Here is a 24,338-nt window from a genome sequence, read left to right on the forward strand (position 1 = left end):
TATCTAGTTTTGAGGGAATGAACCTCAATTGAATAGGTCCGGTGGCAATGGCGAGAAGGTCACACCCGTTCCCATACCGAACACGGAAGTTAAGCTTCTCAGCGCCGATGGTAGTTGGGGCGAAAGCCCCTGTGAGAGTAGGACGCTGCCGGGCTGTTTAATTTAAATAATAGTATTATCGCGGGGTGGAGCAACAAGCGTTACTTCATTGAATAATCCGCGAGTTGTACCGACTGAGTTGCTGCTTGAGCATGCTTTCTGAAGTCGGGACAGTCCATGCAAACTATAAGCATGGTTAAAACTATATTATTAATATTGCCGCGGGGTGGAGCAGTCCGGTAGCTCGTCGGGCTCATAACCCGAAGGTCGCAGGTTCAAATCCTGCCCCCGCAATATGGTCTGGTAGTTCAGTTGGTTAGAATGCCTGCCTGTCACGCAGGAGGTCGCGGGTTCGAGTCCCGTCCAGACCGCCATTAATATGAGTAAACAAGTTCGAAACAGTGTTTCGGCTTTTTTATTATTAGTTTACATATGAAATATACACCTTAGGAGAGCATCCTAAGGTTTTTTTTACGCGTAATTAAGGTAAAATGAAGATATATATTTGGAAAAGTAAAAAGGTGATTGAATGCAGCAATATGAGTATAAAACAAAAAACTCTGAGGAAACTGCCCAATTTGCTGAGAAATTAGCTAGGTTTCTCAAGCCTGGAGATGTGATCGCTTTAGAGGGCGATTTAGGTGCGGGCAAAACAACTTTCACAAAAGGGTTAGCAAAAGGTTTGGAGATTAAAAGGACAGTAAACAGCCCGACTTTTACGATTATTAAAGAGTATAGAGGTAGATTGCCACTATATCATATGGATGTTTATCGTGTGGCCGATTCCATGGAGGACTTAGGTTTTGATGAATACTTTGAAGGTGATGGTGTAACAGTAGTGGAATGGGCACACTTAATTGAAGAACAGCTGCCTGAGGAATTATTGACTATATTTATCTATCGTGTGGAAGAAGATAATAGAAGGCTGGTTTTGGAACCGAAGGGAGAACGATACCAGCAATTATGTAAGGAGATTTTTTCATGACAGTTTTAGCAATAGACACTTCAAATTATGCTTTAGGGGTTGCGCTTTTAGAGGATCATCAAGTGCTTGGCGAATACATAACCAATTTAAAAAAGAATCACTCCATACGAGTTATGCCTGCGATTCAAATGTTAATGAGAGACTGTGAGAAGACACCTGCGGATTTAAGGAAGATTGTCGTGGCAAAAGGCCCTGGATCTTACACAGGTGTTAGAATTGGTGTTACGATTGCCAAAACTTTAGCATGGACATTAAATATTCCTCTAGTGGGTATTTCTAGTCTTGAAATATTAGCAGCAGGAACGGGTCGCTACTTTGATGGGTATATTTCTCCCATTTTTGATGCCAGAAGAGGTCAAGTCTATACTGGTTTATATCAGTTTGAGGGTGGCCGGCTTAAAGTAGTGAAACAAGATCAGCTAGCTATGTTGGTAGATTGGTCAACAAAATTAACGGAATGTAGCAAACCGATTTTATTTGTAGGAAATGACTTGTCAATTCATCAAAATAAGATTGCTGAAATTTTAGGGCCTAAAGCCAAGTTTGCCAGCATAACAGAGCATAATCCGCGTCCTTCTGAACTTGCTTTGCTCGGAAAGGATAAACCTGGAGAGGATGTCCATTCTTTTGTACCGAATTATATCCGATTAGCGGAAGCTGAAGCAAAATGGTTGGAGGCCAATGGGAAAACATTAAATGGATAAGGATAGAGACAAATGAATGGTACATATGTTTTTCGTTACATGAGGGAAGAGGATATCAACCAAGTTTATGAGGTTGAAAAGGCCTCCTTTACCACCCCGTGGAGTATTGAAGCGTTTTATAATGAATTATACAATAATAAGTTTGCTGTTTATATCGTTCTTGAACAAGATCATCGAGTTATTGGTTATAGCGGAATGTGGCTGGTTATTGATGAGGCACATGTGACCAATGTGGCGATTCTTCCTGAGTATAGAGGCAGAAAATTGGGAGAGGCAATGATGCGAAAACTTATGGCAGTTGCCCGTGAAATGGGAGCTAAGAGCATGACGCTTGAGGTTAGGGTAACGAACGAGGTTGCACAATCTCTTTATCGAAAACTTGGTTTTCAAAATGGGGGCATTCGGAAAAATTATTATTCAGATAATCAAGAGGATGCCTTAGTGATGTGGGTGAATTTATGAAAAAGGATCAATGGATATTAGGAATTGAAACAAGTTGTGACGAGACAGCGGTAGCAATTATAAAAAATGGTCGTGAAATTGTGGCCAATGTTGTCGCGTCACAAATAGAAAGCCATAAACGTTTTGGTGGAGTGGTACCAGAAATTGCTTCACGACATCATGTAGAACAAATAACAATCGTGATGGAAGAGGCCTTAAAGCAGGCAAATATTACCTTTGCAGAAATAGATGCCATTGCAGTAACGGAGGGGCCTGGATTAGTGGGCGCCCTATTGATAGGTGTAAATGCAGCAAAGGCGCTTGCATTTGCCCATAATAAACCACTTGTACCTGTACACCATATTGCTGGTCACATTTATGCTAACCGATTAGTGACCGAGCTAAAGTTTCCACTTTTAGCGTTAGTAGTCTCAGGCGGTCATACGGAGCTGGTTTATATGAAAGAGCATGGCCATTTTGAGGTAATAGGGGAAACGCGTGATGATGCTGCTGGAGAAGCTTATGATAAGGTAGCAAGAACATTAAACTTGCCTTACCCTGGAGGTCCTCATATTGACCGCCTAGCACATGAAGGATGTCCGGTAATTGATTTGCCACGTGCCTGGCTTGAGGAAGGTTCTTATGATTTTAGCTTTAGTGGATTAAAATCAGCTGTTATTAATACCGTTCATAATGCCGCTCAGCGAGGGGAGACAATTGCTCCCGAGGATCTAGCAGCCAGTTTTCAGGAAAGTGTTATCGATGTTTTAGTAACTAAAACCAAAAAGGCTGTTGAGGAATATGGAGTGAAGCAATTACTGGTTGCAGGTGGTGTGGCTGCAAATAAGGGACTTAGAAGTGCCCTTGAAAAAACCTTCTCTGATGGAAAGATTGAGTTAGTGATTCCTCCATTATCACTTTGTACTGATAATGCGGCCATGATCGCTGCGGCTGGCAGTGTTATGTTTGAAAAAGGAATCAGAGCAGATCTGTCACTTAACGCTATTCCAGGTCTGGACATTGAAATTTATAATACTTGACCCTTCCTATGTGGAAGGGTTTTTTTCATGACAGAAAATAGCTTCTAACATTTATTTGAAATTTGGAGTAAGTATGTTAAAGAGTTAATCAAACGTTTGATTAAACAAATTGAAAAACTAATCAAACGATTAATTAATTAAAATGGTTTATATCTTACTATATATGGAAAGTTATGAGACTAATGAACTGTTTAATTGGGAGCAAAATTTTTATAAAATTTACTTAAGTTGTGGATAAAGTTTGGAAAGATAAATCAAAATTTTCTTTATTTGTTGATAAGTTTATAAATTTTGTTGATATTGTGGATAAATACGATTTTTGTTGTGGATATAGTGGATAAGCCCTATGGATAATTGAAATAAAAGATTTTTAGATGTGAATAAGTCTGTGGAAGAAACGGGGCTTTTGGTCTACGTAAAATAAAGAACCGGGCCCTTTCAGACCCGGTTATCCACATTATTCGGCTAACGTTGCCCATTCTTCCATTAACTGTTCGAGTTCCGCTTTTGCTTTTTCATTTTTTATGTTAATCTCCAATACTTTTTCATGATCTTGAAAGATTTCAGGTTGGCATAATTGCTGTTCTAAATCTTGTATTAGCTCCTCAAGCTCTTCAATTCGTAACTCTATTTCCTCTAATTTTCGCTTACGTTGACGTTCTAGTTTTTTCGATTCTTTATCTTGCTTATAATTCCTTTTTGCGGATGAATCAGCGGTATCCACCTCATTTTTTTGTGAAGCTTTTTGAGAGAGAGCTGCAAGTTCTTCTTGCTCTAGTTTTTTCTCTACATAATAATCATAATCCCCAAGATATTCCGTGCTGCCTTCAGGGCTTAGCTCCAGTATTTTGGTTGCAATTCGATTAATGAAATATCTGTCATGGGAAACAAACACAATTGTTCCCGGATAATCGATTAAGGCATTTTCAAGAACTTCCTTACTGTCAATATCCAAATGGTTGGTCGGTTCGTCCAATATTAGCAAGTTTGCCTTTTTCAACATAAGCTTGGCTAGAGCCAATCTCGCTTTTTCACCGCCACTTAAAGAAGAGACATTTTTTAAAACATCATCACCGGAAAATAAGAAATTCCCTAAAACAGTTCGGATCTCCTTTTCCGTCATTAGCGGGTATTCATCCCAGAGCTCATTTAACACACGCTTATTTGAGGTTAAGTTGGCATGTTCTTGATCGTAATAACCAATGGAGAGATTTGTCCCATAGCGAACCTCTCCGGATAGGGCAGGAAGTTTTTTTAGGAGCGTTTTTAATAATGTAGACTTACCTATACCGTTAGGACCGACGACGGCAATACTGTCTCCTCGATATACCCGAAAGGAAATATTCTCAGAAACTTTTTTCCCGTTATACCCAATGGCTAGTGAATCTACAGCTAATACGTCATTGCCACTTTGTTTGTCAATTTCAAATGAAAAGGAAGCAGATTTTTCGTCTCCTAATGGACGGTCCATAATTTCCATTTTCTCTAGCTTTTTTCGGCGGCTTTGGGCACGTTTTGTCGTAGAGGCCCGTGCTAAGTTCCGCTGGATAAAGTCCTTTAAGGCCGCTATTTCTTCCTGTTGCTTTTCATAGAGCTTCATTTCCCGTTCATAATTGGCCGCCTTTTGCTCTAGATATGAGCTATAATTGCCAATGTAGCGTTGGATTTGTGTGCGGGAAATTTCATATACTTGAGTAACGATTTTATCTAAAAAATATCGGTCGTGAGAGACAATTAATATCGCACCATCATAACCCTGTAAGTATTGCTCTAGCCAGGAAAGTGTTTCAATATCAAGATGGTTGGTCGGCTCGTCCAAAATTAAAATGTCTGGTTTTGTTAATAGTAGTTTCCCCAAGGCGAGGCGTGTTTTTTGGCCACCGCTTAAACTGGAGATCATGACAGACGAATCTGGAAAGCTTAAACCGTGAAGGACAGACCGTATTTCGGCTTCATATTGATAGCCACCCTGCTCTTTAAATGTTACTTGAAGCTGGTCATATTCTTTTAGGATTTTTTCATATTTTTCTTGATCCTCAAAAACACTTGGGTCAGACATTTGCTCTTCAAGTCTTCGCAAGGACTTTTCCATCGTGCGAAGCTCTTCAAATACAGTCAGCATTTCCTCCCAAATGGATAAATTGGATTCTAGTCCAGTGTTTTGGGCTAAATAGCCAATAGTGACATCCTTTGGTTTAATGATTTCCCCGCCGTCATAACTGAGCTGGCCGGCGATAATCTTAAGCAAAGTTGATTTTCCCGCGCCGTTTCGGCCAACAAGGGCGACACGGTCCCGGGATTGTAATTCTAGCTTTATATTCGATAAAATAAGGTCAGCACCATAATATTTTTGTAGTTGATTAACTTGTAATAAAATCATTATTTTCACCTCTATACATAGGAATAGTGTACCGTATTCCCGATTGGTCATCAATAAAGTAAAAAAATGTCATCATGCGTTCAAACTTACGCACACATATCGGTCAAAATATTGTATGATTTTATGGGAGGCTTTTTTTATATGGCTGAATTTACTCACTTTAATGAACAAGGCAGAGCAAAGATGGTGGACGTCAGCGAAAAGCCGGAAACGGCACGAACGGCCATCGCTTGTTCCAGTATCACTGTTAGCAAGGAAATTTATGATAAAATAGTAAACAATGAAATGAAAAAAGGCGATGTTCTGGCTGTGGCTCAAGTAGCGGCTATTATGGCAGCCAAAAAAACATGGGATATTATTCCAATGTGCCACCCAATTCCCTTAACAGGTGTCGATATTAGTTTTTCTTGGGGACAAATAGTGAACGGACAATATACTTTGCATATCGAAGCATTAGTTAAAACAAAAGGAAGTACAGGTGTAGAGATGGAAGCGCTCACAGCTGCTTCTGTTTGTGCTTTAACTATTTATGATATGTGTAAAGCAGTAGATAAAGGTATGGTAATTGGACCGACTTTTTTGGTAGAGAAAACTGGCGGGAAAAATGGTGATTTTAAAAGAGAAATGTAATGAATAATTTGTGCGGGGTGAAGGAGTATATGACAAATGAAACGACGAAAATACCGCAGGCAACGGCCAAGAGGCTACCCTTATATTATCGTTTCATCAAAAACCTGCATTCGTCAGGGAAACAAAGGGTCTCTTCGGCCGAACTTAGTGAAGCGGTAAAGGTTGATTCAGCTACAATAAGAAGAGATTTTTCTTATTTTGGCGCTTTGGGGAAAAAAGGATATGGTTACAATGTCAATTATCTGCTCAGTTTTTTCCGAAAAACGCTTGACCAGGATGAATTAACAAAGGTTGCCTTAATAGGGGTAGGGAACCTTGGTACTGCATTTTTACATTATAATTTTTTAAAAAATAATAATACAAAAATTGAGTGTGCCTTTGATGTAGATCCTGCAAAAATTGGTACATCTATAGGAGAAGTTCCGGTTTACTCCATGGATGAGTTGGAACGAATTTTGATGGAGGAAAATATCCAGGTAGTCATTTTAACCGTACCTGCAAATGTGGCACAAGTTATTACTGATCAAATTGTAAAAACGAATGTCAAAGGGATCTTGAATTTCACCCCTGCGAGGTTAAATGTCCCTCCGTCAATTCGCGTTCATCACATCGATTTGGCCATCGAGCTACAGTCATTAGTATATTTTTTAAAGCATTATCCAAATAATGAGGAAATAGAGGAATAACATTAAAAGGGCTTTTCACTATTAAAGTGAAAAGTCCTTTTCTTTAAATTGATAGAATTCTCCTAGGAATAAACAAGATCATGCCTTAATCAAAAGAAAAAGGTGATAGGCACAATGTAAATTTTTTACACGGTGCCTGTCACCTTATTTTTTGAGCTGATCCTTATATTTAAAATGAAAGTGGATCATTTTTAGGCCGGAGCCAAAATCAAAAGTGGCGAGGATGACCAAGAGATAGCTGAAAAAACCCCAGCCATTATTTTGGACATCCTCAATTGCAAAATAGGTAAATAAGCTTCCAAGTAGGAAGTAGATTAATCCGGAAAACAAAGGTGAACGTCTCATTAGAAGAATCCTCCGATAAAGTTTTGAACCGCTTCTGCCTCTTTAAGCAGTCGCTCAATGTCTTCTTTGTAAACAGACTGCACCAATACGACCAATGTATTCATCGATACATGGGCAAAAATCGGTACAAGAATGGTTTTAGTTTTTACATATAGATAAGCAAATGAAAAGCCCATTGAAGAATAAATGAGAATATGTACTGGCTCCATATGAACGATAGCAAAAATAACAGAACTAATTAATGCTGCGATAAAGAAATGAAACCTTTTATGTAAAGCTCCGAAAATAATTTTTCGAAAAACAATCTCTTCTAAAATCGGCCCAATAATACTGGTAACTAGGACGGCAAGTGGAAAGGTTTCAATAATGCCTAATATTTGCTGGGTATTTTCAGAGCCCATTTCAATACCGAGAAGATTTTCTATTATAGCAGCTGCATACTGGGCAAATAAGGCGAGAAAAAATCCTAAAATGGCCCACTTGATCAAGCTCCCCGCTGATAAGCTTCTTTCACTTTTCCCTCCAGTTCTTATTTCTTTTCTTAATATAAATAAAATAATGATAAGCGCAATAGTAAAACTAGCGATGAGCCAAATAGGAGTAGCTAATCCCGGATCCACACCCGTAAATTTAAAGCTAATCATCAATAAAGGAATCGCTACTAAGTTGGATAGATGCATACAAATATACACAATTAAAATAATCCAATATTCCTTTTTCAATAGTATGTCTCCTTTAGTTCTATTATTTTATTACCATTCTAACGTTAAAAGTCATTTAGTTTCAATGTAGAATACGTTTTAAAAAAGCGAAATAAATATTCAATTATTTACATACGATAGTAGGGTGGAAAAAAAATACATACTTTTTCAAAAAAATTTAAACATGATACTTGCAAAAGATTTTTAGATTCTTTATTATAATAATTGTGTTAGCACTCATTGAGTGTGAGTGCTAACAATGAATTATGAGCACATAGATTTGAGGAGGTTGTTTTTAGTGTTAAGACCATTAGGTGATCGCATTATCATCGAACTAGTTGAAACAGAAGAAAAAACTGCAAGCGGTATCGTTTTACCTGATACAGCAAAAGAAAAGCCTCAGGAAGGAAAAGTTGTAGCTGTAGGTACTGGCCGCGTGCTTGACAACGGTGAGCGCGTAGCTGTTGAAGTTTCTGTAGGCGATCGCATCATCTTCTCAAAATACGCAGGTACTGAAGTGAAATACCAAGGTACTGAATACTTAATTTTACGTGAAAGTGATATTCTTGCTGTAGTAGAGTAAGATTTAAGACTTAAAAAATAACAAGTTTCTAATATACGAGGAGGTTCTTTAACATGGCTAAAGAGATTAAGTTTAGTGAAGACGCTCGCCGTGCGATGCTTCGCGGTGTAGATACACTTGCAAATGCAGTAAAAGTAACTCTTGGACCTAAAGGACGTAACGTGGTTCTTGAGAAAAAATTTGGTTCTCCACTTATCACTAACGATGGTGTAACAATTGCAAAAGAAATCGAATTAGAAGATGCATTTGAAAACATGGGTGCAAAGCTTGTTGCTGAAGTTGCAAGCAAAACAAACGATGTTGCCGGTGACGGTACAACAACTGCAACTGTTCTTGCTCAAGCAATGATCCGCGAAGGCTTAAAGAACGTTACTGCTGGTGCGAACCCAATGGGCATCCGCAAAGGTATTGAAAAAGCAGTAGCTACTGCTGTTGAAGAATTAAAAGCAATCTCCAAGCCAATCGAAGGTAAATCTTCAATCGCACAAGTTGCTTCAATCTCTGCTGCTGACGAAGAAGTTGGCCAATTAATCGCTGAAGCAATGGAACGTGTTGGTAACGACGGTGTTATCACAATCGAAGAATCTAAAGGCTTCACTACTGAGTTAGATGTAGTTGAAGGTATGCAATTTGATCGTGGTTACGCTTCTCCATACATGGTAACTAACACAGACAAAATGGAAGCTGTTTTAGAAAATCCATACATTTTAATCACTGATAAGAAGATCTCAAACATTCAAGAAATTCTTCCAGTTCTTGAGCAAGTTGTACAACAAGGTAAACCATTACTTTTAATTGCTGAAGATATTGAAGGTGAAGCACTTGCTACTCTAGTATTGAACAAGCTTCGCGGTACATTCAATGCAGTAGCTGTTAAGGCTCCAGGCTTTGGTGACCGTCGTAAAGCAATGCTTGAAGACATCGCTACATTAACTGGTGGTGAAGTAATCACTGAAGACCTTGGTCGTGAACTTAAATCTACAACAATCGCTCAACTAGGACGCGCTGGTAAAGTTGTTGTTACAAAAGAAAACACAACGATCGTTGAAGGTGCTGGTGACGCTGAAGCAATCCAAGCTCGTGTAAACCAAATCCGCGTTCAATTAGAAGAAACTACTTCTGAATTCGATCGTGAAAAATTACAAGAACGTCTTGCTAAATTAGCTGGTGGCGTTGCGGTAATCAAAGTTGGTGCTGCAACTGAAACAGAATTAAAAGAGCGCAAGCTTCGCATCGAAGACGCATTAAACTCAACTCGTGCGGCTGTTGAAGAAGGTATTGTATCCGGTGGTGGCGTTGCTCTTCTAAATGTTTACAACAAAGTGGCTCAACTTCAAGAAGAAGGCGATGTAGCAACAGGTGTGAACATCGTATTACGTGCGATGGAAGCTCCAGTTCGTACGATCGTTGAAAATGCTGGCCTTGAAGGTTCTGTTGTCGTTGAACGCTTAAAACGCGAAGAAGTTGGCGTAGGTTTCAACGCAGCAACTGGCGAGTGGGTAAACATGATCGAAGCTGGTATCGTTGACCCAACAAAAGTTACTCGTTCTGCTCTTCAAAACGCAGCTTCTGTAGCGGCTATGTTCTTAACAACTGAAGCAGTTGTTGCAGACAAGCCTGAAGAAAACAAAGGCGGCATGCCTGACATGAGCGGAATGGGTGGCATGGGCGGTATGATGTAATTAGGAGCTAAAAATCCTATTACATCAAGCTTTCTCTAACCGATGTTACTCTTAGGGTAACAAAAGGGTAACATCGGGTAACAAAAAAATTAGAGGTTTTCCATGAGGCGTGCAAACTTCCTGGAAGCCTCTTTTTTCATTTCCTTTGTCATGTGTAAATAAACATGTTTTGTTGTATCATCATCTTTATGACCAAGACGTTCCATGATTTGTTCTAACCCTACTCCAGCCTCAGCTAATAGTGAGGTGTGGGTATGACGTAAAGAGTGTGGGGTTAACTCTTGATTAAGTCCCGATAGTTTTAATAATCGTCTCATTCTATTCTCTATTGTTTTAATTAATTCTGGGTATCCTAGATACTCTGGTTTAGCTTCATCCATTTTTGCAAAGACAAAATCTTCGTTATGATACGTCTTTCGATATTTCATGATTACTTTATTTTGTTCTGCCTTATGCTTTTCAAGTATAGCTATAACTGATGGATCCACATCAATTTTCCGTATAGCAGTTTTTGTTTTTGGAGGAACCAGCTGATATTTTTTTATATTATTACTTGGATTGTAAGTGGTTTTTGTAATGGAAATGGTCCCTTCCTCAAAATCAATATCCTTCCATTTAAGAGCGCACAATTCTCCAACACGCATCCCTGTATATGCAAGCAACATAAATATTGGATAATCCCGTTCTAACCCTTTTTCTTTTGCTGTTTTTAAAAATAGTGCAAGCTCTTCCTTTTCTAAATAGTTTGGGATTTCCTCTCTTTTTTCCAATTCCTCAACAGATTTAACATCTTTAGGTACATAAGCAAACTCAGTTGGATCCTTTTTAATTAACTCCATTTCTACAGCTTTCTTAAAAATCATTCTTCCAGTACGATGTGCACCGTCTAGAGTGTTTTCAGCAAATCCTCGCTTTTTTAAATCATTAAGTGCATCTTGGTATTTTTGTCGTGTAATATCCTTTAGTTTTATCTTTGCAAAATAGTCCGATAATCTTTGAATTTCATGCTTACGGATCCGGATAGTCCCGGGCTTTTTTGGTTTTCCAGATGTTTTGTATATTTCTAACCATTCATATGCGAATTGCTCAAATGTAACATTTTTTTCTTCTACATAGGTTCCTTGGGTTAACTCTGCTATTAAGAGAGCAGCAGCTTCCTGTGCCTCAGTTTTTGTATTAAATCCTCCTTTCTTTTTCTGTTTTCTTTTTCCTGTTTTCGGATCTGTACCGATATCTATGATATATGCCCATTTTGCTCCACAGGAGCATTTTTTGGTTCTTTTACTTTCACCTTTAGCATCAACACATTTACAATGTGGCTTATAATAATGTCCTTTCAAAATTACCTCCTCCTATTTTGGCCAGAATTTTACCTCAACTACTTTTCCAATGATATGAACACTCTCAGCCGGGACTAATTGAGGTTCCATTGTTGGATTTGATGGGATAAGCATGCACATATCACCGTGACGTTTTACTCTTTTTAGAGTGGCGTGATCACCGTTTACTGCAACTACTGCAATTTCGTGTGGTTGTACTTCTTCTTGTTTTGCAACAATTACAATGTCACCGTCGTGTATTCGATCACCAATCATGCTATCCCCTTTTACTCTAAGAGCAAAACCTTGTTTTCCGCGTAAAACAAAAGGATCAACTAAGGTGTACCCCTCATTATTTTCTATCATTTCAATAGGTTGTCCAGCTTGAATACTTCCCAGAACTGGTATTTTTATCATGGAATCACAACTATAAATTGCAAGTGTTTCGTTAACCAATTCTGATTCGTTGGATGATATTTTTTGTTTTTCTTTTCTTTCCATAGAGCTTGATAATGAGTTCCAAAAATCAATAACATCTGGTTCATTTTCAAATTTTTCTTGTTCCTCTTCCGATAAATTAAAGTAGTTATATTTCTTCATTAGACTCAATGCCTTAATAATCACTTCATCATCAATTAGCATAAGAATATCCCTAACACTCGGATGGGAACCATATATTAAACCAGCCCATACAAGGCGCAGTGGATCTCCTCCAGTTACTTCAGCAAGAGCCTGGTTAATTTCTTCTGTCGCTGCATATTTTGGGTTGTTTCTTAACTTTGAAAGATAAGTCCTATCTACCTTCACTCCTTTTTCCTTTTTCATCTTTTCTGCTATTTCACCTAAACTCATGCCACTTTCCTTAATGTAAGAATCAACTAACTCCGAGTAATTCATAGTTCTCTCCCTTCGTTGGTTTCCATATGCAATTTATAAATTCAATTTACTCCCTATCATTTCTATTTAGTTATTTTCTACAGGTTTAATATTAACATAACGTTGAACAAAAATTCAACGTTTTTTTGAATAAATGATTTTTCCGTCATTGACATCTTGAAACAGCAGTTGGTATGATGATGGTGAAAGATGTGACGAAAAAATCAACAGTAGAATTTTTCGTCACTGAGTCATAAGTAGGGGGTGAATGTATGCAATACCATGACCTATTAAAAAAAGGTATCGAAAAGAAAGGTTTATCACTTACACAAATATCTTTTCGTTTGGCTAAAAAGGATATTTGCCTTGATAAGTCTGTTATCAGCAAATTGCAAAATGGAAAAATCCCACCTGCAAGGGATGAAATTAATATTGCTTTGGCTGAAATTTTGGATTTAGACATTGATCAATTTAGGATTGCAGCAGCCAAAGAAATTTTACCTAAATCACTTTATGAATTAATTAAAACTGCGGGCTAATAAACCAAAAATTAAAAAGGTGGTAATGAGTATGAAATTAGAAGATTATCCAGAAATTATGACTGCTGCGCACATCTCAGAATACTTACATATTTCACGCAGACGAGTTTACGAACTTTTACAGTTATCTCCTTCTCAGGGAGGTATACCTTGTATTCAAATTGGGCTTTCTAAAAGAGTGAAAAAAGATAGTTTAATAGCTTGGTTGAATAGCCGGGAGAAAGAGGTTGTTTAATACCTGATCGGCTTTCTCTTTTTCGCTGATTGGCGAAATTTGATGATGAAAAGTATTCATAAAAAATAAATGAAGTGCATAGGAGAGGAAAACATGTTCAAAAGCATTACTTTAACTGGGGAAGAATTCGGTCTTCAAATTGATAGAAATCCAGATTCAGATCTTATCTTATTCCGATTTAATGATTTTATTTATGACGAAGAAAAATCAAAGCCAGGTCATGCATTTTATAAGGCGAACAACATCCTGGAGGTTAATGCAAGCATTGAAGAAGTAAAAGAAATCATTAAAGCTCTTCAAGAAATCCTGCCGGAGGAGGATTGTCATGAATAATCTGGTTTTCATCGAAAATGATCGTGTTGTTACAGACAGCTTAACGGTTGCAGCGGTTTTCGGAAAAGAACATCGCAATGTTTTAGCTGATATCGAAAATCAGATCAGCAAACTCAATGAAGCCGGGGAAACAGAGTGGGGGGTGCTGAACTTTCAGCAGACCCAATACCAACACCCACAAAACAAGCAATGGTACAAAAAATACTATTTAACAGAAGAAGCCTTCACGTTAGTAGCATTTTCATACATAACACCAGAGGCAATGAAGATGAAGGTTAAGTTTATTCAAGAGTTCAAAAGAATGAAAGAAGAACTCCAAAAACAGATATCACAGCCGAAATCCCAGGCTGAAATGTTACTCATATATGCCCAGCAATTTGTAGAGCAAGAACGAAAATTAAAGGTATTAGAAATCGAGACACAAAAACACTCGAGTCGAATTGAACAGATTGAAAACAAAATTGAGAAGCGAATGACCGATGAATTCATGATGCAGCTTGTCACTCCAACTCAGATCGGAAAGATGTTTGAACCAGCCTTATCAGGGAAAAAGGTTAATAAACTTCTTCAAAAAGCCGGATTTCAATGGAGAGTTGGTGGAGAATGGGTTGCAACAGTTGAAGGTAAGAAATACAGCAGCTCTGAACCTATTCAACTACCAGACGGAAAAATGACTTATCAATTGAAATGGCAGCGTCGAGTAAAAGATTTAATTCAAAGCGAGGTATAAGCCTAATGAACCCATATTCCGTATTTGGATTAATGATGATCTGCTTTATTGTCGGTGTCATTTATGGAAGTTTTACAGAAAGAAACAATGAAAGGAGGTGAAAAAATGGACATGTTGGAACATCCACTAATAACCAAAGTCAATCGCACTGGATACCCAGAAAAAGAACAATCTAACCACTGGGGAATCGATGCAATGGGTGATGAAATCAAATTTGGAGATTCTATCATAGAAGATCCATACGGTGAAGTCATCCTTGAAGAGAATTTAGAAGATTACTTGATTGAAAGACTTGGTTTTGTCTACAAGAAGGCAGATTAAAACCCTGCGCAGTCAGGAACGCAGGGCCCATGTGAAAATTCGATTAAGAAAAAATTGACCATTATTAGTATACCACATTCGGGAGGGGATGAAAATGAACAAAGAAAAATTGCTGCAGTTATTATCACTGGCAATTGATCAAGGAGCCGACATTTATATCCATTTTATGCAATATCACAATGACGGAAATAATACCCCAGTTTCAAAAGAAGAAGCATATGAGGTAGCTGTTCAATTTATGGATGCCTTAAATACATCTAATGTTAAGCATTATGAAAATCAAAAATACGCAGATAGTTTTCGTGTAAAAACTGACGATGTAACTGTTTGGTGTTCTTATGTTCCAGGTGAATCTAATGAAGATAAAAAAGAGGAGGAAATTGTATGAACAGTTTAACTAATGCTTTCGAAAATCAATATCAGCCACAATATCAACAACCTAATACTCTGGCATTGGCAGCAAGCAACCGTGAAATGGAAGAAGTCAAGGGAGCTATCTTTATGGCACGCCAGTTTCCTCGTAACGTATTCCAAGCGGAGCAACGAATTTTGGATGCCTGTAAGCGTCCAGCATTAGCTCAGACAGCTGTATATCAGTATCCGAGAGGAGGTACCAAGGTTTCAGGCCCTTCTATCCGATTAGCGGAGGTTATTGCTCAAAATTGGGGCAACATCGATTTCGGAATTAAGGAATTGGAACAGCGTGAAGGTGAATCCGTTGTTATGGCATATGCATGGGATTTAGAAACCAATACTCGGCAAACAAAGGTTTTTACAGTAAAGCATTCTTACAAAGCCAAAGGGAATATCAAAAAACTGGATGATCCACGTGACATTTATGAAAAAGTCGCTAATGACGGAGCACGCCGATTGCGTTCTTGTATCTTGGCTGTGATACCTGGAGACATCATAGAAAGTGCGGTCAAACAATGTGAGGAGACGTTAAGAGGAAATTCTAAAGGTCCGTTAAAAGATCGTATTTCCAATGCGTTAAAAGCATTCAAAGAAAACTACAAAGTCACTCAAGAAATGATAGAAAATCGCTTCGGTTACAATGCGGATGCCTTTACCGAAGTGGATTACCTAGACCTTATCAAAATTTTCAATTCGCTAAAAGACGGCATGAGTAAGGTGGAAGATTGGTTCGATAAGAACACGGTGAAGAAATCCAGCAGCGGGCTTTCAGAAGCGTTTAATCATTCGGAAAATGCAGAGGAAAGGTCTGAAAAGCCAGCTGTAAAGGAGGAAGAAAACGATGGGAACACCATCTTTGACTTTGAACCAAGCGAATTACCACAGTAACGAAATGAACTTGAAATATATGTCCGTCAGCCAATTTAAAGGCTTTGTTGAATGTGAAGCCAAATCGTTAGCGAAATTGAGAGGGGTATATGTTGAGCCATCCTCAAATGCCTTGTTAGTAGGTTCATATGTTCATGCAGCTTTCGAAAGTGAAGAAGCTTTCCAGCAGTTTATTGAAGAAAATAGCGGTTCTATTTTTAAAGCTCGTGGAGGTAAGTATTCCGAGTTTGAATGCGCCGACAGAATGATTGAGGTTATAAAAAACGATAAGTTTGCCATGTTTGCCCTAGAAGGGGAGAAGGAGCAGATCTACACAGCCCATCTTTTCGGAGTTGAATGGAAAATCAAAGTGGATTCTATTAATCATCAGCGAAGAACCTTCACAGATTTAAAGACCACACAGGACCTTCACAAAAGGTATTGGAGCACAAAATACGATGAATGGGTATCTTTTGTAGAGGCGTGGGATTACGTGCTCCAAATGGCAGTGTATAGGCGAGTATTGCAAGAAAATTTAGGTTATACCTACACACCTTATATAGTTGCCGTAACAAAGGAAAATTATCCAAACAAAGCAGTTTTACACTTTGATGAATCTCGGTTCGAATTTGAATATGAATACCTGGAAATGAAAATGGAACGGGTTTTAGCAGTGAAATCAGGAAAAGAAGAACCTCGTCGCTGCGAAAAGTGTGATTACTGTCGTTCTACCAAGATATTGAAAGACACTATGGAGATTGGAGAGTTGATTCATGTTTAAAAAACCTCAAAAAAATCATGTTTATTTTTACAGACATGAAGGCCATTATAACTTGCTAAACCCAAATGAAAAATCAGCTCAATATGTATTTTTGTTTCCACACTTAACAACGGATCAAAGAAATGAATTAGGAATTTCATCTTCATTCCTGGTTGATCTGGAAAAAGATTGTGAGTTTAGCCCAGAAGAGTATACACCCTTGGAGTGTCTGAAAGAAATCCTTGAGATTTACAACAGCTACTGGTTTCACACTGGAAAAGAAGAAGTTAAGAAAACTATTGAGTACCTTGAATCAATTGAAGAAGAACAAGAAAAATTGCGTCATGAATATGAAATCAAATATGCAAAGGCAAAAGTCGAATATTGGACTAACAAACTAAACGAATTACAAGCAGAAAGAGAATTTGCATAATGCTGCTGAACAATAATACAACACACAAAGTCCTCCTTCCTCAATGGATTTGGAAGGAGGCGGAGGATAAAGAACATCTAAAAAAGCTTGTACTACAGTACATGCAACGTTACCCAAACTACATAGTAAAACGCATCGAGAATGGGTTTGCCGTGTGTGAACGGCGGGGTTGAACGAAATTGTGAAATAACGAAAGGAGAATAAAGTGTTGGTTACTAAAGAGGAGTTAAAAGATTGGTTAAATGAAAGTGCAAGAAAGCGATATGAGGAAAAATTAGAAAAGTATATAGATGAATCTATAAAAACAAACGCATTATCAGGAAAAACTACTTTTGATATTTGTACAGGAAAATATACACCAGATGGTAGCAGGAAAACACCATTTTATGACCTTTGGTATACCAATGAGTTATCCGAAGAAAATAGAGAAGTTGTTCATAAAAGAATTATAGAAAAGTACAAAAGTTTTGGGTTTGATGTTAAAGAAACGACTGTAGATTGCGGTTGGCACCACAGCTACTTTGCACTGGAATTTAAAAATATAGATAAGGTTATCAAAAATTAATTCACATTCCGAAGAAAAACCCCGATGCGCCAACATCGGGATCAAAAAGAAAAATACTGTTATTCCTATTCTATCATGAACGGACAAGATTTATACCTAGAAAGTTAAAAAACTAGAAGAGGTAAATCAAATGGAAAGAGCGTTTAAGGGCATCTGGATACCTAAAGAAATTTGGTTGGCCGAGGATTTGGGATGGACTGAAAAATTACTTCTTGCTGAAATAGATAGCCTATCCCAAAACAGAGAATGTTTTGCTTCCAATGAGTATTTTGCAAAATTCTTTAAAATTAGCAAAGATCGAGTTTCCAAACTCATTTCCAGCCTATCTAACAAAGGATATGTAGAAGTGACATTGCTTTATAAACCAGGTACTAAACAGGTCGAAAAAAGGGTGATCACAACTATAGGGTATAGGCGAAAACAACTAGAGGGTATAGGTGAAAATAACTATACCCCTATAGGTGAAAACGCCGAGGATATTAATACATCTATTATTAATACAATTAATAATTCTACTACTACTACTACAGAAACCCTAAATCCTGTAGTGCATTTTGAAAATTTGTTGTGTCGGTTATCACCAAGACAAGCAGAAAATCTTTATCAATGGGTGGATGATTTTAACGGACAAACAGACATTATCATCGAAGCGATCAATATTGCTGATGACAAAAATAAACGGACCTATGCGTTTGTTGAATACCTGTTAAGGGAATGGGCGAATAACAGGCTGGATTCATTAGATAGAGTGAGAGCTTACGAACAGGAGAAATTCAACAGACAGAAATTACCGAAGTATTACACAACTCAAAAACGTTCTCTCTTCGAGCAAGGTGAAGAAAGTAAAAAACGACAGGCAGCCATTAAACCAATGACTCCAGAGGAAGAAGAAGCAATGAGAAGAATGGAGGAGGAACTACCATTTTAAGCATATCGAATTTACTTGGGCCTAATCGGATGAAAAACATGTTATTTCATATCCGGCCAGATCTTAAAGGAAAAGTCGGTTTAGATGCTATCAAACTAAAAAAATATCAATGTTCCCAATGCCAAGAAGACACCATTGATGGTTGGGAATTTGAATTGGATGGAATGCTGCAACAAATAACAGCAGCTCAACAGTGCAACAGTTGCGGCACAAAAGAATTAAGTAGGCAAGTGACAGCGGAATTAAATGAAAAACGTCTCAATCTACTTATTTCGAATTGGTACTTTATTTCAGACCAGGAGACAGCAGGATTTAAAAACTTTGAACCCGTCAATGACCTAGTAAAAGATGCAAAGCAAAAAACCATGAATTATGTAGGGGCTTTTAGTCAGAAATGTTTGCGAGAAAAAAACCTATTGATAATGGGGAGTACTGGAACGGGCAAAACTCATCTTTCTAAAGCAACAGCCAGAACATTAAAGGCAAGAGGTTTTAAGGTTGGATTTATAACAGCAGTAGAACTATTTAACAAGATCAAAGCGACTTTTGATAATGGATCAGCGGACAGGGTTTTCGATGAGATGAAAAAGCTTGATTTACTAGTCATTGATGATGTGGGTGTGGAGACAGTCAAATTAGATGATGTCAGTTGGACGGTTCGAACCTGGACAGAAATCATCGAAGCGAGAATGGGTTTACCTAATATTTGGACAACAAATTTGGACGAGCCTTCATTGGCTAAAGTAGTCGGCCAGAGAGCCTTTTCTCGAATGATGGAAAATACCAGATTTATAGATTTATTCACCGATGATCAACGGGAAAAGAAAATCATTAAGTAGGTGAATTTATGTGTCAGTTATGTAACGGAACCCACGTAATCCATGAGATTAGCAGTTTCGGTTATAAGACAAGCTGCTGTCCTTTATGTGGTACGGAATCGGATGAAGTGTGGCGCCAGGAGTTATTAAACATTTTGCAAATGGAGGCTGTGAAATGAATATCCAAACCATCAAACATAACTTTAAACTCGGACGGATGGATTTAAGTGAAATCGATTGGCTGATCAAGACCGTGGAGATACAACAAAAGGAAATAGATAGACTGTTTGAAGATAACCAAAAATTACGCAATCAAATTCAAGTATTTAAAGCTAAAACCACATGGAGGGTCTATGAGGAAAATTTAAAACTAGCCCAGGAGCTGGCCCTACTGAAAGGGGAAATGTCCGGATGAATAAGTGTCCAAATTGCGGAGGCCCTGCCTATGCGATAGCCCTCAGAAAAAAGAAGCAAGTCAAAATGGAATGCGGTGATTGTAAAAGAACGTGGCTGACAGATTCTAAAATCTGTCCAGCCTGTGAGAAGCCGAACGGATTTACTGTGCCTGGTCTTTGTTCATCATGTTATTCCGATAAGTTGGAGAGTAAGTATGCCTAGAAAGATAGATAACACGGAATATGCGGTTTATCGCGGTGACGAATTTCGATTTATCGGCACAGCAGAGGAATGCGCGGATCGGTTAGGCTGCTCGGTTAACTCTTTTAAGTTTTACTTAACACCATCTTATCAAAGGCGGTTGGCAAAAAGGAAAAGGCCAAAAAATTATATTGTGGTTGTTCGGTTAGATGATGATGAAGAGTAGAAACAAATTGTGTGGTAAGGGGTGTAGAAAATGAAAGAGCTAAAGTTCAGAGCGTGGAATAAAATCAGAAAAGTTATGTCATATGATGTCACTCTGTACGCAAACGGATGGGTTGACTGTGTTTTTGAAGATGGGTCAGAAGATAAATATCCTCCGAAAATCGCAAAAGAAATATTAGTGATTATGCAGTATATAGGTCTTAAAGACAAAAACGGGAAAGAGATTTACGAGGGAGATATTGATAATTGTGACGAGGAATTAATGTATGTCATCTATAAAGATGGTTCGTTTGGGTTAAAGTTTCTAAATCCAGTACAAGGGGAAGAAAATTATTTTGACGATTTTATCAATTGGGATGTACTGGAAATAATTGGAAATGTTTATGAGAACGAGGAGTTAATTAGTGCATAGTACGATAAAGAGGTGAAGCAAATGAAAACGGACAAGAAGCAACTTCACCAAGAGATGAAACGGAATTTTTTAATCGAACGGTTACTGGATTTAGGAATCTCGAAATCTCAAACAGGAAAGTCTGTTCATGAACTAGATTACGAAACTCTTAAATATGAATTGGTCCTTGCTGAAATGCGACAAGTGGACATAGAACATCCTGAACACCGTTGGTTTAGATGAGGAGGGATTAGGGTGATCCCGTACATCACGAAAGGCGATTTAACCAAACTGTCTCCAAAACGTCAGCGAAAAATCTGTGGCTGCACTACTTTATGTCAAGAGTTTTACACTTACCAGACTGACGAGGATGATTTTATCCTTTGCGCCGGGGATACGAAGCAATTTGCCCTTGAGATATTCAATCAATTGGGGCTGATAGATCAAAACCTAGCTTTTCCAAAGACGGATTACGGATGGACAGATGAACAGGAGTTATTAATCCAGCGGTACCTGAAAGATAAAAATGCCTATTACCGTGGGAAGGTTAAATACGGAACCTACAGTAATTTGGCCCAAATGTTAGGGAAGACCAGAGAACAAGTAAAAAATAAAATCCAGCATATGCGAAAAGAGGGAAAACTATGAATCTAGGAAAGTTATTCATGTTACAAAGCGAGTTAGATGCACATATTGAAGCGGAACACCCACGAAAAGAAGGAGAGAGTCGGCATAAGGAAAAAGTCTTGGCTCTGCTTGTAGAACTAGGGGAACTAGCAAATGAAACACGCTGCTTTAAATATTGGAGTAACAAGCCGGCCAGTGAAAAAGCTGTGATCTTGGAGGAGTTTTCGGACGGTTTACACTTTCTTCTATCCATCGGCTTAGAAAACAACATCGAGGAATTGAAGATCAAGCCAATCAAAAAAGAAACGCTCACAGAACAATTTATAGGGCTATACAACGTGTTTACTATCTTGCACATACATTTTAGTCCAGAGGTATATTCCGAAGCCTGGAGTGCTTATATAGGGCTTGCAGATATGCTTGGATTCACTTGGAAAGAAATTGAGCAGGCATACCTTGCTAAGAATCAGAAGAATCATGATAGACAGGATGGCGGGTATTGATGGATTTCACGAAAGCAACCAAGCAGCAGCTATTTACTATTTTGCAGGAGGTTTGCCCGATCCATTACAAATATCGGGCAGCCTTCGAGTTACAGGCGAGAAAAGAAAAAGCAGCCAGTCAAAAGGAGACACGGTACAAAGGCAAAGCGGCATATTCAGACAAAGTATATAGGGTGACAGTATGAGTAAATATAATTCAAAAAAAGTAGAGTTAGATAATCATATATTCGATAGTCAACTAGAAGCACGTTATTACCAGCAATTGAAATGGTTGCAGGAAAATGAACAAATATTATTTTTTCGATTACAACCAAGGTATTTGCTCCAGGAAGCATTTGAAAAGGACGGAAAGAAATTTAGAAGGATTGACTACTTAGCAGATTTTGAAGTGCATCATTTGGACGGCAGCATAGAAGTAATTGACATAAAAGGGATGGAGACTGAGGCATTTAAACTTAAGCGAAAACTCTTTGAAAAGAAATACCCTCACAAACTCTCATTGATTACATACAGCAAGATAGACGGGGGATGGATTGAGCTAGATCAGTTGAAGAAAAATCGGAAGTTACGAAAGGCTGTGAAGAAATCTGGAGCCAAAGGTGATAATCGCAGACGACAGATCAGCATGGATAAAGCATGAAGATAGATGGGCAGTGTGTTTTCAGCGCTGCTCACTCTTTAAAAAGTGTTCAAGCCGTTTTGGATTTGATTGTAAGCGAATGGGTGGCAATAACATACCGAAATTAGGTGGTGGTCGCAGTGGCAAATAAGGCAAAGCAAAAAAGACGATTGAAGAAAGAAATGAAGCAACGTCAGAAGGAGATCGAAAAGAAAGCATTGGAATTAGCCTGGCGCAATATTTGGGTGAAAGCAGGGATTCTAAAATGAGAGATTACTTGAATGCCAATGAAAAGAATCAGTTTATGGTGTTGCAGTCAGTTGTTCAGATGATGGACGGTTTAAGAAATAGTGGAGTAGATGGACCAAGAATGAGCAGCATTTTAGAAGAATGGTCCAAAAGGGGAAACATCACTAAAGAGGAACACAAGAATCTAAAAACAGCAGAAACCTTTCTGAGAAAGTTTTTAGCTTCCGTTTACAACAGATTGAGTCCAAAAGAGCAAGAAGTAATAAAGAAACGGTTAATGAAATTTGATTTTAAACTTGTTGATGATTACACACTCAAAAAAATGGAACGGGATATTAATGATAAGTTACAGAATGCGGTCATGCCAAGGGAACAATTTTATAGCTGGTGCAGCGAAATCATGGCTGTGAAATGTAATAGCTGCACAAAGGACTGGAATACATGTGAGCTGTATGAAGTGTTTGAAGATAATTATGTTCCTGAGTCAGGGTTTGATTGTAAGAATTGCAAATTCGCTTACAACCTGGATGAGGTGGAACCGAATGAATAAAGGTTTGGCTGCTGTCCTTTTAGAAATTGCAATAGCAGGAGTAATTACACTGTTTTTTATGTGGGAGATTCTTAATTGAGTTGAAAGAAAATGTGAAGGAGAAGTTTTTAATATGGGGAAAAGATATAAAGCTAAAGTAAAGGCAGAAGTTGAAATGATTGTATATATTCACGAAGATGTTAACGGAAACCAAGAAGTCGAAGATATTGAAGATGTAACAGAAATAGAGGAATTCGAAATTAGAGAAATTATTTATTGATGGACAATTCGATTAAAATCAGAAGGAGTGTCAGTAATTGCACGGCGAAGTGAAAGTATGGTGCATGACCGAAGAACAAAGGCAGGAATACATCAAGAAACACCCAATACGGCCGATAGAACCACCAAAAACTTTTAAAGTGGATTATAAATGGCGAGGGAAAAAGGGAGCCCAAAGAAGGTGGGGTCATGACACAAATAATGACTTATACTAAAAAGCAAATAAGCGTCATCCTAAAGGATTATCATTGGATGTTAAATTCTATTAAGCTATTGCGGGAATCAATGGCTGAAGCTGGTGAAAAAATTGTTAGACCATATGAAAATAGCGATATGCCAAAACCAAAGGGGAGTACATCGGATCCTGTTTACCAAGAGTATATTCGGAGAGAAAAACGTTGGAAAAAGATATTTGAATACGAAAAAAAGGTTAGAGTCATTCAAGAAAGAATGCACAAGATTACGGATGACCGGGAACTGGAAGTGCTGCATTGGCTACTTGAAGGGAAAAGTTTTCGCTGGATTTCTTTACACATGGGTTTGTCTCACACTCATATTTCTAGATTAAGAGAAAGTATTATCGAGCAAATGGCTGATACAAATGTTCCAAATGTTACAGAAGTGACAAATTAGTATTTTTAAAATTTTTTAAGTAAACTGGGAGGGAGGACGGCGCGGAAGAGATTTCCTGGCTGTTCCACCTCTTCGAGCTGGAGGATAAATAGCTCAAAACCTTGGTTGGAAGTTGCGTTGATTCTGATAAGTAACGCACGATTAGTTGATAGACGGTACCAAATAGTTGGTATCGTCTTTTCTTTTTAATGTTCGCTGCAAACTGAGTGTAATTTAGCTAGAAACATCTAGGCTTAGTTTAGAGCGAATATTGAACGCTTAGCAACTAGCAT

Annotated in this window: 37 protein-coding genes, 2 tRNA genes and 1 rRNA gene; 35 read left to right on the forward strand and 5 right to left on the reverse strand. The window is 38.1% G+C overall.

Annotated elements, in window-relative coordinates; all coding sequences use genetic code 11:
- Positions 1-37 precede the first annotated feature (37 nt).
- From rrf to tsaD, 7 genes are all read left to right on the forward strand, one after another.
- Positions 38-154, forward strand: a 5S ribosomal RNA gene (gene rrf / locus GZA11_RS07105).
- A 165-nt stretch (positions 155-319) separates the two neighbouring features.
- Positions 320-393, forward strand: a tRNA-Met gene (locus GZA11_RS07110).
- 3 nt (positions 394-396) lie between these two features.
- Positions 397-473 (forward strand) — tRNA-Asp (locus GZA11_RS07115).
- Positions 474-628: 155 nt separating this feature from the next.
- Positions 629-1,084: a tRNA (adenosine(37)-N6)-threonylcarbamoyltransferase complex ATPase subunit type 1 TsaE gene (gene tsaE, locus GZA11_RS07120; protein ID WP_038538770.1), complete on the forward strand. Its 456-nt coding sequence runs from the start codon at positions 629-631 to the stop codon at positions 1,082-1,084.
- Positions 1,081-1,788, forward strand: coding sequence for a tRNA (adenosine(37)-N6)-threonylcarbamoyltransferase complex dimerization subunit type 1 TsaB (gene tsaB, locus GZA11_RS07125; RefSeq protein WP_038538773.1), 708 nt, complete (start codon positions 1,081-1,083; stop codon positions 1,786-1,788). Before tsaE ends, tsaB begins: the two co-directional genes overlap by 4 nt.
- A 12-nt stretch (positions 1,789-1,800) precedes the next feature.
- Complete coding sequence (gene rimI, locus GZA11_RS07130) at positions 1,801-2,250, forward strand: ribosomal protein S18-alanine N-acetyltransferase (protein ID WP_038538776.1); 450 nt, start codon at positions 1,801-1,803, stop codon at positions 2,248-2,250.
- Complete coding sequence (tsaD, locus tag GZA11_RS07135) at positions 2,247-3,269, forward strand: tRNA (adenosine(37)-N6)-threonylcarbamoyltransferase complex transferase subunit TsaD (protein ID WP_038542032.1); 1,023 nt, start codon at positions 2,247-2,249, stop codon at positions 3,267-3,269. The genes rimI and tsaD overlap by 4 nt, the downstream gene beginning before the upstream one ends.
- A 457-nt stretch (positions 3,270-3,726) precedes the next feature.
- Here tsaD and GZA11_RS07140 read toward each other — a convergent pair whose 3' ends face one another.
- The gene (locus GZA11_RS07140) at positions 3,727-5,649 is read right to left on the reverse strand and encodes an ABC-F family ATP-binding cassette domain-containing protein (RefSeq protein ID WP_038538779.1); all 1,923 of its coding nucleotides are present in this window, start codon (positions 5,647-5,649) and stop codon (positions 3,727-3,729) included.
- A gap of 141 nt (positions 5,650-5,790) precedes the next feature.
- On the opposite strand from GZA11_RS07140, the gene moaC reads away from it, so the two are divergent.
- Together moaC and GZA11_RS07150 are read left to right on the forward strand one after the other, a co-directional pair.
- Complete coding sequence (moaC, locus tag GZA11_RS07145; RefSeq protein WP_163183303.1) at positions 5,791-6,279, forward strand: cyclic pyranopterin monophosphate synthase MoaC; 489 nt, start codon at positions 5,791-5,793, stop codon at positions 6,277-6,279.
- 29 nt (positions 6,280-6,308) lie between these two features.
- Complete coding sequence (locus GZA11_RS07150; protein ID WP_038542034.1) at positions 6,309-6,965, forward strand: redox-sensing transcriptional repressor Rex; 657 nt, start codon at positions 6,309-6,311, stop codon at positions 6,963-6,965.
- 144 nt (positions 6,966-7,109) lie between these two features.
- Here the strand turns inward: GZA11_RS07150 and GZA11_RS07155 are convergent, their stop codons facing one another.
- Together GZA11_RS07155 and GZA11_RS07160 are read right to left on the reverse strand one after the other, a co-directional pair.
- Positions 7,110-7,310 carry a YdiK family protein gene (locus tag GZA11_RS07155; protein WP_038538783.1) on the reverse strand — a complete coding sequence of 67 codons (201 nt, stop codon included), beginning with the start codon at positions 7,308-7,310 and terminating at the stop codon, positions 7,110-7,112.
- A complete protein-coding gene (locus GZA11_RS07160; RefSeq protein WP_163183304.1) occupies positions 7,310-8,032 on the reverse strand; it encodes a CPBP family intramembrane glutamic endopeptidase in 723 nt (240 codons plus the stop codon). The genes GZA11_RS07155 and GZA11_RS07160 overlap by 1 nt, the downstream gene beginning before the upstream one ends.
- A gap of 277 nt (positions 8,033-8,309) precedes the next feature.
- On the opposite strand from GZA11_RS07160, the gene groES reads away from it, so the two are divergent.
- Positions 8,310-8,594 (forward strand): co-chaperone GroES, encoded by a 285-nt coding sequence (gene groES, locus GZA11_RS07165; protein WP_038538790.1) that lies wholly within the window; start codon positions 8,310-8,312, stop codon positions 8,592-8,594.
- Between the two features lie 53 nt (positions 8,595-8,647).
- Positions 8,648-10,276, forward strand: coding sequence for a chaperonin GroEL (gene groL / locus GZA11_RS07170; protein WP_038538793.1), 1,629 nt, complete (start codon positions 8,648-8,650; stop codon positions 10,274-10,276).
- Positions 10,277-10,365: 89 nt separating this feature from the next.
- Here the strand turns inward: groL and GZA11_RS07175 are convergent, their stop codons facing one another.
- Together GZA11_RS07175 and GZA11_RS07180 are read right to left on the reverse strand one after the other, a co-directional pair.
- Positions 10,366-11,616 carry a tyrosine-type recombinase/integrase gene (locus GZA11_RS07175; RefSeq protein ID WP_163183305.1) on the reverse strand — a complete coding sequence of 417 codons (1,251 nt, stop codon included), beginning with the start codon at positions 11,614-11,616 and terminating at the stop codon, positions 10,366-10,368.
- Between the two features lie 12 nt (positions 11,617-11,628).
- Positions 11,629-12,492, reverse strand: a complete 864-nt coding sequence (locus GZA11_RS07180; protein WP_163183306.1) for a LexA family protein — start codon at positions 12,490-12,492, stop codon at positions 11,629-11,631.
- A 251-nt stretch (positions 12,493-12,743) separates the two neighbouring features.
- Between GZA11_RS07180 and GZA11_RS07185 the strand changes: the two genes are divergently transcribed.
- From GZA11_RS07185 to GZA11_RS07295, 24 genes are all read left to right on the forward strand, one after another.
- Positions 12,744-13,010 carry a helix-turn-helix domain-containing protein gene (locus GZA11_RS07185; protein ID WP_163183307.1) on the forward strand — a complete coding sequence of 89 codons (267 nt, stop codon included), beginning with the start codon at positions 12,744-12,746 and terminating at the stop codon, positions 13,008-13,010.
- 31 nt (positions 13,011-13,041) lie between these two features.
- Positions 13,042-13,245 carry a helix-turn-helix domain-containing protein gene (locus tag GZA11_RS07190; protein WP_235924905.1) on the forward strand — a complete coding sequence of 68 codons (204 nt, stop codon included), beginning with the start codon at positions 13,042-13,044 and terminating at the stop codon, positions 13,243-13,245.
- Between the two features lie 93 nt (positions 13,246-13,338).
- Positions 13,339-13,578: a hypothetical protein gene (locus tag GZA11_RS07195; RefSeq protein WP_163183309.1), complete on the forward strand. Its 240-nt coding sequence runs from the start codon at positions 13,339-13,341 to the stop codon at positions 13,576-13,578.
- Complete coding sequence (locus tag GZA11_RS07200; protein WP_163183310.1) at positions 13,571-14,308, forward strand: Rha family transcriptional regulator; 738 nt, start codon at positions 13,571-13,573, stop codon at positions 14,306-14,308. The genes GZA11_RS07195 and GZA11_RS07200 overlap by 8 nt, the downstream gene beginning before the upstream one ends.
- 105 nt (positions 14,309-14,413) lie before the next feature.
- Positions 14,414-14,629 (forward strand): YqaI family protein, encoded by a 216-nt coding sequence (locus GZA11_RS07205; RefSeq protein ID WP_163183311.1) that lies wholly within the window; start codon positions 14,414-14,416, stop codon positions 14,627-14,629.
- 94 nt (positions 14,630-14,723) lie between these two features.
- Complete coding sequence (locus GZA11_RS07210) at positions 14,724-15,017, forward strand: hypothetical protein (RefSeq protein WP_163183312.1); 294 nt, start codon at positions 14,724-14,726, stop codon at positions 15,015-15,017.
- Positions 15,014-15,931 (forward strand): hypothetical protein, encoded by a 918-nt coding sequence (locus GZA11_RS07215; protein WP_204317749.1) that lies wholly within the window; start codon positions 15,014-15,016, stop codon positions 15,929-15,931. The genes GZA11_RS07210 and GZA11_RS07215 overlap by 4 nt, the downstream gene beginning before the upstream one ends.
- Positions 15,885-16,691, forward strand: coding sequence for a PD-(D/E)XK nuclease-like domain-containing protein (locus tag GZA11_RS07220; RefSeq protein ID WP_235924907.1), 807 nt, complete (start codon positions 15,885-15,887; stop codon positions 16,689-16,691). The genes GZA11_RS07215 and GZA11_RS07220 overlap by 47 nt, the downstream gene beginning before the upstream one ends.
- Positions 16,684-17,103, forward strand: coding sequence for a hypothetical protein (locus tag GZA11_RS07225; RefSeq protein WP_163183313.1), 420 nt, complete (start codon positions 16,684-16,686; stop codon positions 17,101-17,103). Before GZA11_RS07220 ends, GZA11_RS07225 begins: the two co-directional genes overlap by 8 nt.
- Before the next feature lie 208 nt (positions 17,104-17,311).
- A complete protein-coding gene (locus tag GZA11_RS07230; RefSeq protein ID WP_163183314.1) occupies positions 17,312-17,668 on the forward strand; it encodes a hypothetical protein in 357 nt (118 codons plus the stop codon).
- 130 nt (positions 17,669-17,798) lie between these two features.
- Positions 17,799-18,596: a DnaD domain protein gene (locus tag GZA11_RS07235; RefSeq protein ID WP_163183315.1), complete on the forward strand. Its 798-nt coding sequence runs from the start codon at positions 17,799-17,801 to the stop codon at positions 18,594-18,596.
- Between the two features lie 38 nt (positions 18,597-18,634).
- A complete protein-coding gene (locus GZA11_RS07240; RefSeq protein WP_163183316.1) occupies positions 18,635-19,435 on the forward strand; it encodes an ATP-binding protein in 801 nt (266 codons plus the stop codon).
- Between the two features lie 154 nt (positions 19,436-19,589).
- Positions 19,590-19,829: a hypothetical protein gene (locus GZA11_RS07245; RefSeq protein WP_163183317.1), complete on the forward strand. Its 240-nt coding sequence runs from the start codon at positions 19,590-19,592 to the stop codon at positions 19,827-19,829.
- A gap of 195 nt (positions 19,830-20,024) precedes the next feature.
- Positions 20,025-20,237, forward strand: coding sequence for a hypothetical protein (locus GZA11_RS07250; protein WP_163183318.1), 213 nt, complete (start codon positions 20,025-20,027; stop codon positions 20,235-20,237).
- 30 nt (positions 20,238-20,267) lie between these two features.
- A complete protein-coding gene (locus GZA11_RS07255; RefSeq protein ID WP_163183319.1) occupies positions 20,268-20,648 on the forward strand; it encodes a YopX family protein in 381 nt (126 codons plus the stop codon).
- A gap of 21 nt (positions 20,649-20,669) precedes the next feature.
- Positions 20,670-20,870: a hypothetical protein gene (locus tag GZA11_RS07260; protein ID WP_163183320.1), complete on the forward strand. Its 201-nt coding sequence runs from the start codon at positions 20,670-20,672 to the stop codon at positions 20,868-20,870.
- Between the two features lie 12 nt (positions 20,871-20,882).
- On the forward strand, positions 20,883-21,275 hold the full coding sequence (locus tag GZA11_RS07265; RefSeq protein WP_163183321.1) for a hypothetical protein: 393 nt from the start codon (positions 20,883-20,885) through the stop codon (positions 21,273-21,275).
- Complete coding sequence (locus GZA11_RS07270; RefSeq protein ID WP_163183322.1) at positions 21,272-21,757, forward strand: dUTP diphosphatase; 486 nt, start codon at positions 21,272-21,274, stop codon at positions 21,755-21,757. Before GZA11_RS07265 ends, GZA11_RS07270 begins: the two co-directional genes overlap by 4 nt.
- Positions 21,757-21,942, forward strand: coding sequence for a hypothetical protein (locus tag GZA11_RS07275; protein ID WP_163183323.1), 186 nt, complete (start codon positions 21,757-21,759; stop codon positions 21,940-21,942). The genes GZA11_RS07270 and GZA11_RS07275 overlap by 1 nt, the downstream gene beginning before the upstream one ends.
- Positions 21,939-22,397, forward strand: coding sequence for a DUF1064 domain-containing protein (locus GZA11_RS07280; RefSeq protein ID WP_163183324.1), 459 nt, complete (start codon positions 21,939-21,941; stop codon positions 22,395-22,397). Before GZA11_RS07275 ends, GZA11_RS07280 begins: the two co-directional genes overlap by 4 nt.
- A gap of 119 nt (positions 22,398-22,516) precedes the next feature.
- Positions 22,517-22,645, forward strand: coding sequence for a DUF3983 domain-containing protein (locus GZA11_RS07285; protein WP_268926762.1), 129 nt, complete (start codon positions 22,517-22,519; stop codon positions 22,643-22,645).
- The gene (locus GZA11_RS07290) at positions 22,642-23,175 is read left to right on the forward strand and encodes a DUF5651 domain-containing protein (protein WP_163183325.1); all 534 of its coding nucleotides are present in this window, start codon (positions 22,642-22,644) and stop codon (positions 23,173-23,175) included. The genes GZA11_RS07285 and GZA11_RS07290 overlap by 4 nt, the downstream gene beginning before the upstream one ends.
- A 112-nt stretch (positions 23,176-23,287) precedes the next feature.
- Positions 23,288-23,434 (forward strand): hypothetical protein, encoded by a 147-nt coding sequence (locus tag GZA11_RS16465; RefSeq protein WP_204317750.1) that lies wholly within the window; start codon positions 23,288-23,290, stop codon positions 23,432-23,434.
- Positions 23,435-23,622: 188 nt separating this feature from the next.
- On the forward strand, positions 23,623-24,066 hold the full coding sequence (locus tag GZA11_RS07295; RefSeq protein WP_235924909.1) for a helix-turn-helix transcriptional regulator: 444 nt from the start codon (positions 23,623-23,625) through the stop codon (positions 24,064-24,066).
- The last annotated feature ends 272 nt before the right edge of the window (positions 24,067-24,338 follow it).

The organism is Neobacillus sedimentimangrovi (genome assembly GCF_010614825.1).
GTDB lineage: Bacteria > Bacillota > Bacilli > Bacillales > Cytobacillaceae > Neobacillus > Neobacillus thermocopriae.